Below are 10707 nucleotides of genomic sequence, written 5' to 3' on the forward strand. Positions count from 1 at the left end.
ATGGGGGGATGATACTTTCTACCCTCGCGATAATCTGGTTCTTTACAGAGGAAAAACTCATATTCAAAAAAATCGAGGCCCTTGAGAGGATACTGGGTGTTCCTTCGAGAAAAAGCCGAAGGTACACGCTCTCTCAGATTGTCGGTTGGTTCCTCGCCGGAATGCTCGCCTTCGTATTTTCGCTCTCTACGCCTACTCAGTATGAGTTCAAGACGGCAGAATTCATGCTCCTTCTCGCGGGCCTCGGCGTCGGCTTCATGGTACTGTCTACTTTGTTCTTCCTTAGACGGATCGAGTGGCCGCAGGTGCTTGCCTCGCTGATGAACCTCTCCGCGCTGTACCTCTTGAACCATCTAAACGGCACCATGAACCCAGGGGCTTTCTCTGTGATGGTGATTTCCTCATCCTTTGCCTTCGCGGCTTTCCTCTACATCAGAAAGGCCATGAGGGAGTGAGATGAGGACTGAGAGGCTCAGAGAGCTGGCGAACTCACCGCTTGGGAACCCGACGAGGTTAGCCATAGCACTCTACCTCCTCTCCCGTGAGAGGACTACCTTCATCGAACTTGCTAAAGCCCTCAAGCTAACCCCAGGAAACCTCGACTTCCACCTCAAGGCCCTCGAAAAGGCCGGGATAGTAAAAACCTACTACGGCTTTGGCAAAAGGCCGAGGAAGTTCGTTGAGCTGAGCGAGAGAGGAACGGAGGAGCTTGAAAGGGTCATGAGGATCCTTCGCGAGGTGGTGGGTGATGATTGAGTACCTCTACGCTCTTCTCCTCTGGCTGGCAGTCTTCCTGCCTTCCTCAAGTCTCGCTTCCCTTCTGGCGGAGAGGGGAAAGGGCTTCGCAGGTGCCGGAATTCAGGGGGCGTTCCTAATCCTGTCGCTCACCTTGATTTCTCTCCTCAGAATTCCGCTCGGCTTTGGATTAGTTTACCTCCCTCATGCAATAGCCAGCGGGTTTTTCGTTTCCTTAGCGTTAAACCTCGGGGAAAGGCTCCTCCCCGGAGAAAAAGCTAGAGTAAAAGCAGAAATGCCGGAGGGCCTCCTCTGGAGGGTCCTGCTCCTACTCATCTTAGCTCCCCTCGCCGAGGAGAGCCTCAACAGGGGTTTAGTCGAGGGCTACCTTCTAAGCCAAGGTCAGTTCCGGGGTGCAATCGGGTTTTCGGCCCTTCTCTTTGCCCTCCCGCACTGGATAGCCTTCGAGGGGGCTTCCAGCAGGAAGGCGTACGTAACAGCCGGAGCTTTCCTCATGGGGCTAATCGTTGGCTACCTCTTTGCTTTCAGTGGTTCCCTTCTTACGGCCTTCGCCTTTCACTCTTCGGCGAATCTTGCGGGTTTCATTTTCAGTCTCCTGAATGAGAATTCCTAAACTTCTCGTAAATCAGCTCGTCTATGTATCTCCCATCGCTCCAGACGTGCCCCCTGAAGCGACCGCTCAATGTAAACCCGTTCTTTTCGAGAACCCTTATCGAGGGTGTGTTATCCTCGTGCACCTTGGCCCAGACCTTGCGGAGGTTGAGGTGCCTGAAGGCGTACTCACAGAGGAGTTTGACGACCTCGGTGCCGTAGCCATTTCCTCTCTCCTCTGGGGCGAGGTAGTAGAGTATCTCACCCCACCTCGCTTGCCAGTTAATCCAGTTGAAGCCTACTATACCCACGAGCTTTCCGGTTTTGTTTTCAATCACGGCAAACGTCGGCATCTTGTCCTTGTTCTTTTTTAGGTCATCATAAAACTCCTCTTCCTCCTCCAGCAGTGTGAAGTGGGCCGAGTTGAAGAGATACCTGACGGTGCTCCTGTCGTTGAACCACTCCCAGCTTTTGCCAAGGTCTCCCTTCAGAAGGATTCCTAGCGAGACCTTCTCGCCTTTGAGAACGATGGGCCTCATTGTGGATACCCCCTAAACCTTCTCAACCACCATCACCATCTTCCCCTCTTCCTCCCTAACCCCAAGCGCAACGCCCTCTCCTAAAACCTCAACCCAGCCGTGCGCCCAGAGCTCCCTCTTCGAGAGAATTTTATCCTTTGGGTCGAGCTTTATCACCGCCGCTTTCCCCTCGACTTCACCCCCAACGAGGAGGCCATCTTCAACTGGCAGGAGTGAAGTCACTGCACCGTTCGGGAGGGTTACCTCCCAGTCCTCGCTCCGGACCCAGAGATCGCTCCCTCTGTAACCACCCAGGATCATTTTTCCACTTATTCTGACGGCCGTCAGGGCTATTCCCCCAGCGAGCCCCCTTTCCCCTACCAGCTCTCCATTCTCGGTGAACTCAAACGCTTTAACCCTCCACTTCTCCTCCTTCAGACTCCCAACGAGGACAGGCTTACCGCTGAGTTCAACCAGGCCCGAAATCACGGCATCGTCCCAGGGGCCGAGGTTTCTGAGCCAGAGGACTTCGCCGTCCAATGTAATCCTCCCCACGAAGAAACCCCTGCCCTTCCCGTCCGAGGTCTCACCGGCTATGAAGGCCCCGTCCCCGGCTGGCAGGATCGAGTAAACGCACTCATTGCCGAGGATTTCCAGCTTCCTCTCCCAGAGGACTTCAAGGTTCTCGTTCAGCCTAGCGATGTAGCCTATCCACCCTTCGCCTCCATCGGGGGTTGCCCTTCCCTCGGCTGCGCCGCCGATGAGGTAGCCATCGGCAAGCTTTGCTACACTGTGTCCCTCCCAGTCTTTTTCTCCAGAAATGAACTTTACGGTCGTTATTTCCTCACCGTCGAGCCTCGCGAGCATGAGCTTGTAGGCCTTTCCGTCGTGGACGCTCCCGATAAGCAGGTCGCTAGCGAGTGCAACCGGAACGGTTTCAATGCCGAAGGAGTATGTTCTCATCTATGAACCTCCCGTTGATAGTTTTAAATCCTCTGGGAATCCACGGCAAAGGTTTTAAAATTTTTGCCGATTAGTAGTAAATGGGTGGCAGGGATGAAGAGGAAAACCTTCACCGGGTTTCTAGTGCTTCTGCTCCTCCTAGCTCTGTTTGCTTCTTCATATTCCCTGTGGAATTGCTAGGAAGAGGAGGAGAGCCTTTTAATGGCGGTTTACATTGATGGCCTGAAAGACGCCAGGGGACTCTCGGACGTTGGAGGAACCTTTGAGTACCTCCTCCGTGAGAATGCTTCGGATGGTCTAATAATCTCCCATGCCTACGCGTACTCCATCAGGGTAGAGCACCTTAAAGAGGCTTTCGACCTCCTCCAGGCATACACGGATGATGAGAGGTTTCAGCTAATGTTCTCGGCTATATCCAGCTACCATCTGTTTCTTCAAGTAGTTAGCTTTGGCGACTCCACGACGAGAAACACCCTCATTGAGAAAAACCTCGAAACGACAAAAGAGCTCGACAGCCTCCTGAAGGATTTAACGAGATACCAGAATCCGGACGATTTGCCTCCGGGACTCGTCGAGAAGATTTTCCAGACCTCTGAAAAGCTGGAGGTTTGATAATGAGAGTGGCCCTAATTCCCATGAGCGTCAAAACCGGAGACTTCAGCGCCAACTTGGCCGAGTTCGAGAGGCGCTTTAAGGAGGCATTAGCGCATAACCCCGACTTCGTGGTATTTCCGGAATACTGTTTGACAGGCTTCGAGGAGTGGGACTTCAGCGGGGCAGAGCTTTACGATGAGATAGTCGAACGAGTGAGTGAACTCGCGAGGAAGAACGGCGTTTACATAGTCTTCGGCCTCCTTGAGCCATACAAGGACTGCGTTTACAACTCTGCCCTGCTGGTAGACAGGAACGGCGAGGTTCTCCTGAAGTACCGCAAGTTCCAGGAGCCGATGAAGTTCTGCACCGGCAACACCGTTAGAACTGCAAGAACGGAGTTCAGCAAGGTCGCTCTAATCATCTGTGGCGACCTCTACAACAAGCGTATTTTGAAATGGGTGAGGAGAAAAAGGCCAGCTTATCTCTTCGTGCCGATGGAGTACTCACCGGACTACGGAGAGCCGAACGAGGAGGACGTTGAAGCGATGGCCGAGCGGGTTAGGCTCCTTGGAACCAGAACCTTCATAGTCAACAGCCACCCGCCGGGCGGGGCCTGGGTCTTCGATGCCGACGGAACCCTGCTGGCATTATCTGTGGGTGAAGAAATCCTCATCTGGGATGGGCAACCCTAAAATACCTTCAGGGAAATTATCTCCGGTGGGTTCGATGGAGCTCTACGACGTTGATGAGTTCTGGAGGTTTGATTTACGGGTCGGCCTCGTGAAGAAGGCCGAGAGGCTGAAGAGAACCCGGAAGCTCATTAAGCTTGAGGTTGACTTTGGAAGTGAGGAGCGGACGATAATCAGCGGCATAGCAGACCGGTATTCACCGGAGGACCTTGAAGGGAAGAAGTTCGTCTTCGTCTTCAACCTGAAGCCCAAGAAGCTCTCCGGCGTCGAGAGCAGGGGGATGCTGATCGTTGCGGAGACGGAAGATGGAAAGGTCTACCTCCTCCCGGTTCCCGACGAGGTGCCGGTTGGAACGAAGGTGTGGTGAATGTGGCCCTCGGCAAGGTTCGTCGATGACAACGTGGCCTTCTCTCGGATGCCAACGAGGAGCGAGCTGGGCAAAGTGGCTGAGGAGTTCGACGCCGTTGTTGTTCTCGTCAGGGAGTTCGAACTTCCGTATCCTCTCGAAGAGTGGGAGAGAAGGGGAATCGAGGTCTTTCACAGCCCGATAGAAGATTTTACGGCCCCAAGCCTTAGCCAGCTCCTCGAAATCCTTCACTGGATTGACGCCAGGGTCAAGGAGGGCAGGAGGGTTTTAATTCACTGTCTTGGCGGCCTCGGGAGGAGCGGGACGGTTGCGGTCGCCTGGCTCATGTACTCGAAGGGCATTCCCCTCAGTGAGGCACTGAGGAGGGTTCGTTCGATAAGGTACGGCGCCGTCGAAAGCCGGGAGCAGATGGGGGTTCTAAAAGAGCTGGAGAGATACCTGTCACATCGGCAACATTGAGCCGTATCTACCCGATTTTCCGTCAAAGCGACGGGTACTTTGGGAAGAAGTTTATTTGGAAATAACGCCTTGATGAGACGGGTGCGGGCATGAAGGTTGCCGTGATAGGTGCTGGAACCATAGGGAGTGCCGTGGTCAGGGCCCTGAGTGAGGCGGGCCACGAAGTTGTGGCCACCAGGAGGAACCTCGAAAAGGTGGGGTGGCTTGAGGAGTACGGGGTTAAGCTTACCAGAAACAACAGGGAGGCCGTTGAGTGGGCGGAGGCCGTCTTTCTAGCGGTAAAGCCCAACAAGGTTGGCCTCGTTCTCGGGGAAGTCTCCGACCTCTTAACCGGAAAGTTCCTCATATCTCTAGCGGCTGGAATCGGGCTGAACTACCTCCGGAGGCTCGCTCCCAAAGTCAAGGCTGTCAGGGCGATGCCGAACATAGCAATCCTCGTTAAGGAGTCGTTCACTGCCTACGCAACGGACCTTGAGGGTGATGACCTGGAGACGATCAAGGGATTTTTCTCCACCTTTGGGCGCTGTATAAGAGTCGATGAGGAGCACATGGATGCAATAACCGGGCTCAGCGGCTCCGGGCCGGCCTACGTCACGGTTTTCCTTGAGGCCATGGTCTATGGCGGACTGAGAGTTGGGCTCCCGCGGGAGACGGCAAGGCTCGCCGCCCTCCAGACCCTGCTGGGGACTGCGAAGCTCCTGATGGAGACGGATAAGCATCCCGCCGAGGTGAGGGAGTGGGTGATAACGCCCGGGGGGACGACCATAGACGGCGTCTTTGAGCTTGAGGAGGGGAGGGTAAGGACGGCCGTCATGAAGGCGGTGGACGCGGCAGCAAAGAAGTCGAGGATACTGTCGAGAAAGATCTAAAACTCGTTAAAGCTTACAACTTCCTCAAGCTTTCTCCTCCCGTATTTCGGCTTTGGGTCAGCAGGGTAGCCAACGGGCAGAATAGTCTGGAGCTTGTACTCTGGGGAAACCTTTAGCAGTTCCTCAATTGGCTTTGGATTCGGCGGTGTGTAGGTCACCGTTCCGAGGCCGAGCTCTTCCAGTGCCAGAAGCAGGTATCCGACCGCTATCCACGTTGATTGGAGCCAGTATGGAGCTTTCGTGTGCCCGAAGACGAGGATGAGGTAAGGTGCCTCACTAAGGAAGGACTTCTCCGGTTTGAAGCCCTTGGCGTTCAGCCAGGTCATGAGGTCGCCCTTTGTCTTTGCATAGAACTTCTCCTCCTCAGCTTCGCACAGCTCCCCTATCCTGCCTTTAAGCCAGTCGTCATCGATTACCACGAACTTCCAAGGTTGGGCGTTCATGCCGCTCGGGGCTTCCTTAGCCGCTTCAATCGCCTTCAGTATATCTTCCTTAGGCGGTTTGTCCGGGAGGAACTGCCTCACCGTCTTCCTCCGCCTGGCCAGCTCAAGAACGCGCATGTCACCACCGTTCCATTTAACGCGCTGAACGAAAAAACTTTACGGCTTCAAGGATAGGGCCTTCGATGGAACGTATCAGACATACAAGTAAGTAGAGCTATTTCTCACCCTGCGAAGCACTTTTATGTATTTCGACTATATTATTTGTTGACCGTGAGAAAGAGCTTGAGACCCTTGAAAGGCTCTATAGAAGGAAGGGCTTCATCCTCGTCCTTGTCACAGGCAGGAGAAGGATAGGGAAGAGCAGGCTCGTCAGAGAGTTCCTGAAGGGAAGGAAAGCCGTAAGCGTCCAGTTCGAGAAGAGACTCTGGGAGTACAACCTGAACAAGCTTAACAGGGTCATAGGAGAGTACTTCGGCATTCCCATCCCAAACTTCTCTACATTCAGCGACGCCTTCCGCTTCATCGCTTCCCAGTCGAGGTGCAGGCTAACCGTCTTCCTCGACGAGTTCTCATATCTGCTCCGCTATTCCGAGGTTGAGGCCGAGTTCCAGAGCATAGTTGATGAAATACTAACGGAAAGCGACCTCATGCTCATCCTCTCGGCTTCCTCCGTTGGTCTTCTCAAGAGGAGCTTCTTCGACTACTCCAATCCGCTCTACGGGAGGAGCGACACGGCGCTGAACCTCCAGCCCCTAAAATTTAGGCGCCTCTTCGAGTGGTTTTCCAGCTTACGCCCAGAAGAAGTGGTGAAGGTCTACGCAGTAACCTCGGGAGTTCCGATAACTCGAGCTCTTCGAGGGGAGGAACGTTGAGAAGGGGATAAGGGAAAACTTCTTTGATCCCAATTCCTTCCTCTTCCGCGAGGCCAAGGAGCTGCTTGAGGAGAAGTTTAGAGAGCCTGAGACATATTACACACTCCTTGAAGCGATAGCTAAGGGGAAGACGAGGGTGAATGAGATAGCCCAGCACGCCTTCATTGAGTCAAAAACACCGCGAGGTACCTCAGAATCTTGGAAGATCTTGGGATACTGAAGAGGGAGCTTCCAGTTGGCAGAAAGGCAAAGAGGGGTATCTACCGCTTCAAAGATCTGTACTTCGCTTTCTGGTTTCGCTTCATTGCCCCCTACTTCGAGGAGATTGAAAGCGGCTTCCCGGAGGGCGCACTGGAGGACTTTAATGCCGGCTTCAACCGCTACATCGGCTTTGTCTCTGAAGAGATAGCGAGACAGTTCTTGGTGGAGCTTAACAGGAAAGGGAAGCTTTCCTTCCGCTTCACAAAAATCGGCCGCTGGTGGCACAAGAACGAGGAGATTGACCTTATGGCTTTGAATGAAAGGGAGAAGAAGGCCCTCCTCGTTGAGGTAAAGTGGAAAGAGCTAAGCAAGGGGGAGACAGGGGGAATTCTGAAGGACTTGGGGAGGAAGAGTGAGCTTGTGAAACTGGATGACTGGGAGAAACTCTACGGACTGGTGGCTAAGAAGGCTGAGGGTAAGGATGAGCTCAGGAAAGAAGGCTACCTCGCGTGGGACTTGGAGGACTTCGCTCAAACGTAGAACACCATCCCGTCGTAGGCAACCAGAACCCTGTTCCCCCACCTCCCTCTCACATACTCCACGAGCTCAAGGAACGGCAGGTTCTTGTGCGATATGTGGCTTAAAACGGTTCTCTCGGCGAGGGAAAGGCCTATCTTAGAGGCCTCATCAACGTTGTTGTGGTAAGGGTCGTCGGTTCCGGGCGGATAAGTGGCGTCAACTATCGCCAGCCTCAGAGGGGCCCTCTCTTCCAAAAACTCCTTCGTCTCCTCCGGAAGACCCTTCGTGTCGTAGAGCAGAGCCACGTTCTTTCCGTCTTCCTCAATCAGATAACCTAAGGTCTCGACCTCGTGGTTGAGCTTTACTGGCGTGATTTTTAAGCTGTCAATCCTTATGGTCTGCCCCGGCCCTATCACGTTTGGCCTCAGGTTCTTTGGGTCGTTGAGGATTAAAGCGTCGGCGTGCCCCTCCGGCGCGTAGAGCTTGGTCTCCAGCGCCATCCAGCGGAGCTTGTAGAGGCCGTAGATGTGATCGTGGTGCCAGTGGGTCAGGAAGATAGCCTCCAGCGGAACGTTCAGGAAGTCCCTTATGTCTGTTCCCACGTCAAAGAGAACGGCTTTTTTGTTTTCGGTTATTACGGCGAGGGTTGAGGGTTTTCTCTGTGCAAAGCCGAACCTTCTGGCCTCGTTGCAGGTCGGGCAGGTGCAGAGATGAGCTGGAATTCCCTCGCTCCCGCCGGTGCCGATGAAGTAGACGAGCATCTCAATCACCAGTTTTATGACTATAAAATATTCCCGCTTAAAAAGCCTTCCCCCCACTCGACCTTGATAGGGTTTACCTTGAGAAGCTCAACGTACCTCCTGAGCTCTATTCATCAACGATGTGAAACTCGAAGGGATGGTAGTCAACCACCACAAACACTTTAACGCAACTCGATTAATATATTTCGATGAGGTTCATCGCCGACATGATGCTCGGTCGCCTGGCGCGCTGGCTCCGCCTCTACGGCTACGACACTCTATACGGTATTGAGGACGACGACGAGATAGTCAGGATTGCCCTCAGGGAGGACAGGGTAATCCTGACGAGGGATTCTGGTTTGGCGAAGAGGGCTGAAAAGCTAGGCGCTGAAGTTTTCCTCCTCTATTCGAACTCGCTTGAAGAGCAGGTGGAGGAGCTCAGGAGACTGGGCGTCGAGTTCGGGGAGCTCTTCCCGCCCAGCGCGCGCTGTCCAAAGTGCAACGGTCTTCTGAGAAGTGCCTCAAAGGAGGAAGTTAAAGGAAAGGTCCCCCCGAAGGTTTACGAGAAGTACGATGAGTTCTACGTCTGCAAGAACTGCGGTCAAATCTACTGGCCCGGGAGGCAGTGGGAGGAGATGGTAAAGATGGACAGAAAGCTGAGGGGAGAAAAATGAACTGGGAGCAGTGGAAGCCGTTCTATTTGAGGATAGTCCGAGAGATGGGCTACTCGGTCGAGAAGGACAGGAAGGCCTCCCAAATCCTCCGCGCTCTGCTCCTTGAGGGCGACGAGTACATCCTCAGGGAGGAGCTTGAGGCAATCATCGGGGAAAAAGCCTACGTCTTCGGCGCCGGCCCGAGCCTTGAAAAAGCCCTGGAGGAGTTAGACTTCTCGGATGGGACGCTAATCTCGGCAGACGGTGCAACTTCGGCCCTTCTGGAGTACGGTGTAGTTCCCGATGTTGTCGTCACCGACCTCGACGGCAGGATTCCCGACCTCAAGATAGCGAACTACAGGGGGGCGTTCATGGTTATCCACGCCCACGGGGACAACGTAGACAACCTGACGGCCTATGTCCCGCTCTTCTCAAGGATTCTTGGAACCTGCCAGACGGAACCGCTTGACATCGTCTACAACTTCGGAGGCTTCACCGACGGAGACAGGGCCGTCTTTCTGGCGGAAGCCTTAGGGGCGGGAGAGATAGTGCTTGTCGGCTTCGACTTTGGCGATATAGTTGGGAAGTGGAGCAAGCCGAGCCTTAGGGGGCATTCGCCCGTCTGGGAGAGCAAGAGGAAGAAGTTTGCCTTTGCCCGGGAGCTCCTCCAATGGTTGGAGAAAAACGGAAGGGCGAGGCTCAGGTACCTCAGGCCAGCTCCCTGAGCTTCCTGACCTTTCCGCCCTTTATCTCGATGTAGCCGAGCCTTTTGAGGAGCCTCAGGACTTCCTCAAGCGAGGCTTTTGAGTAGTTGATGACCAGTGTCCCCTTTGGAGTCGGGACGACTATGGGTGATGCCCTCATGAAGTTTCTGACGAGCTCCTCCTCTGGCACTTTCCTGTCGCCGAGGGCCTTGAGCATCTCTTCCGCCAGAATCGCCCTTCCAACAAGGGCGAAGTATACTTTCAGGAGCGTCTCTTCAGAGAAGTACCTGCTCGCGACCTTTCCAAGTGTGTTTATCTTCCCTATGTCCATTTCAAGTATCTCGAACTCGTACTCGATGAGGAGGTCGGCGAAAGCAAACTGCTTGGCCTTTTCCTCGACCTTCTCCGGGTTGTGGACGAGGTTGAAGGGGAACTTGAACTCGAACCTGAGCTTTGAGAGGTCAACTCCTTCTCTGAGCTTTATGTTTTCCCCGTCGTATTCCACAGCCCCCTGGCGGTAGAGCTGGTCGAGGATTTCTGCGACCCAGAGCCCCTCCTTGAGTAGCTCGTCGGCCTTCTCACCGGCTTTTAAGTGCTCGACGACGTGGTTCAGGCTCTCCTTGAACGAGATGAAGCCCTCCTTCAGGGCCTCGACGTCGGCCCCCTCAAGCCTGGAGATGGTGTTCTCTATCTCCTTCAGGGTTCCCTCGACCATGTACCCCACGAAGCTCTCGAAGCCCGGACGTTCGTGGAGCTCGAAGTGTATTCC

The 10707-nt window shown here is 54.2% G+C and carries 17 protein-coding genes; 12 read left to right on the forward strand and 5 right to left on the reverse strand.

Annotation, left to right across the window (positions count from 1 at the left end; all coding sequences use genetic code 11):
• The 3 genes from MVD07_RS01455 to MVD07_RS01465 all read left to right on the forward strand — a co-directional run.
• A partial coding sequence (locus tag MVD07_RS01455) for a hypothetical protein (RefSeq protein ID WP_297497651.1) occupies positions 1–455 on the forward strand: 455 nt, incomplete at its 5' end.
• A 1-nt stretch (position 456) separates the two neighbouring features.
• On the forward strand, positions 457–756 hold the full coding sequence (locus tag MVD07_RS01460; RefSeq protein WP_297497653.1) for a transcriptional regulator: 300 nt from the start codon (positions 457–459) through the stop codon (positions 754–756).
• Positions 749–1369, forward strand: coding sequence for a CPBP family intramembrane glutamic endopeptidase (locus MVD07_RS01465; protein WP_297497656.1), 621 nt, complete (start codon positions 749–751; stop codon positions 1367–1369). Before MVD07_RS01460 ends, MVD07_RS01465 begins: the two co-directional genes overlap by 8 nt.
• On the opposite strand, the gene MVD07_RS01470 is transcribed toward MVD07_RS01465, so the two are convergent.
• Together MVD07_RS01470 and MVD07_RS01475 are read right to left on the reverse strand one after the other, a co-directional pair.
• Positions 1344–1886 carry a GNAT family protein gene (locus MVD07_RS01470; RefSeq protein ID WP_297497659.1) on the reverse strand — a complete coding sequence of 181 codons (543 nt, stop codon included), beginning with the start codon at positions 1884–1886 and terminating at the stop codon, positions 1344–1346. The two genes, MVD07_RS01465 and MVD07_RS01470, sit on opposite strands and share 26 nt — an antisense overlap.
• Positions 1887–1898: 12 nt before the next feature.
• Positions 1899–2828 (reverse strand): hypothetical protein, encoded by a 930-nt coding sequence (locus MVD07_RS01475; protein WP_297497662.1) that lies wholly within the window; start codon positions 2826–2828, stop codon positions 1899–1901.
• Positions 2829–3029: 201 nt separating this feature from the next.
• Between MVD07_RS01475 and MVD07_RS01480 the strand changes: the two genes are divergently transcribed.
• From MVD07_RS01480 to proC, 5 genes are all read left to right on the forward strand, one after another.
• Positions 3030–3440: a hypothetical protein gene (locus MVD07_RS01480; protein WP_297497664.1), complete on the forward strand. Its 411-nt coding sequence runs from the start codon at positions 3030–3032 to the stop codon at positions 3438–3440.
• A 2-nt stretch (positions 3441–3442) separates the two neighbouring features.
• The gene (locus MVD07_RS01485; RefSeq protein ID WP_297497667.1) at positions 3443–4114 is read left to right on the forward strand and encodes a carbon-nitrogen hydrolase family protein; all 672 of its coding nucleotides are present in this window, start codon (positions 3443–3445) and stop codon (positions 4112–4114) included.
• Positions 4115–4148: 34 nt separating this feature from the next.
• The gene (gene metG / locus MVD07_RS01490) at positions 4149–4478 is read left to right on the forward strand and encodes a methionine--tRNA ligase subunit beta (protein WP_297497687.1); all 330 of its coding nucleotides are present in this window, start codon (positions 4149–4151) and stop codon (positions 4476–4478) included.
• A complete protein-coding gene (locus MVD07_RS01495) occupies positions 4479–4937 on the forward strand; it encodes a dual specificity protein phosphatase family protein (protein ID WP_297497669.1) in 459 nt (152 codons plus the stop codon).
• A gap of 89 nt (positions 4938–5026) precedes the next feature.
• Complete coding sequence (gene proC, locus MVD07_RS01500) at positions 5027–5806, forward strand: pyrroline-5-carboxylate reductase (protein ID WP_297497671.1); 780 nt, start codon at positions 5027–5029, stop codon at positions 5804–5806.
• Here the strand turns inward: proC and MVD07_RS01505 are convergent.
• Positions 5803–6366 (reverse strand): nitroreductase family protein, encoded by a 564-nt coding sequence (locus MVD07_RS01505; protein WP_297497673.1) that lies wholly within the window; start codon positions 6364–6366, stop codon positions 5803–5805. The genes proC and MVD07_RS01505 overlap by 4 nt on opposite strands.
• Positions 6367–6569: 203 nt before the next feature.
• Between MVD07_RS01505 and MVD07_RS01510 the strand changes: the two genes are divergently transcribed.
• On the forward strand, positions 6570–7121 hold the full coding sequence (locus tag MVD07_RS01510) for an ATP-binding protein (protein WP_297497690.1): 552 nt from the start codon (positions 6570–6572) through the stop codon (positions 7119–7121).
• A 198-nt stretch (positions 7122–7319) separates the two neighbouring features.
• Positions 7320–7862 (forward strand): DUF234 domain-containing protein, encoded by a 543-nt coding sequence (locus MVD07_RS01515; protein WP_297497675.1) that lies wholly within the window; start codon positions 7320–7322, stop codon positions 7860–7862.
• On the opposite strand, the gene MVD07_RS01520 is transcribed toward MVD07_RS01515, so the two are convergent.
• Positions 7853–8602: an MBL fold metallo-hydrolase gene (locus tag MVD07_RS01520; RefSeq protein WP_297497693.1), complete on the reverse strand. Its 750-nt coding sequence runs from the start codon at positions 8600–8602 to the stop codon at positions 7853–7855. The genes MVD07_RS01515 and MVD07_RS01520 overlap by 10 nt on opposite strands.
• Before the next feature lie 188 nt (positions 8603–8790).
• Here MVD07_RS01520 and MVD07_RS01525 point away from each other — a divergent pair, with 188 nt between their 5' ends.
• Together MVD07_RS01525 and MVD07_RS01530 are read left to right on the forward strand one after the other, a co-directional pair.
• Complete coding sequence (locus tag MVD07_RS01525; RefSeq protein WP_297497678.1) at positions 8791–9255, forward strand: Mut7-C RNAse domain-containing protein; 465 nt, start codon at positions 8791–8793, stop codon at positions 9253–9255.
• A complete protein-coding gene (locus MVD07_RS01530) occupies positions 9252–9959 on the forward strand; it encodes a 6-hydroxymethylpterin diphosphokinase MptE-like protein (protein WP_297497681.1) in 708 nt (235 codons plus the stop codon). The genes MVD07_RS01525 and MVD07_RS01530 overlap by 4 nt, the downstream gene beginning before the upstream one ends.
• Here the strand turns inward: MVD07_RS01530 and MVD07_RS01535 are convergent.
• Positions 9943–10707 (reverse strand): hypothetical protein (locus tag MVD07_RS01535; protein ID WP_297497684.1); only part of this gene is annotated, 765 nt, incomplete at its 5' end. The genes MVD07_RS01530 and MVD07_RS01535 overlap by 17 nt on opposite strands.

It is taken from the genome of Thermococcus sp. (assembly GCF_027008145.1).
Taxonomy (GTDB): Archaea; Methanobacteriota_B; Thermococci; order Thermococcales; family Thermococcaceae; genus Thermococcus.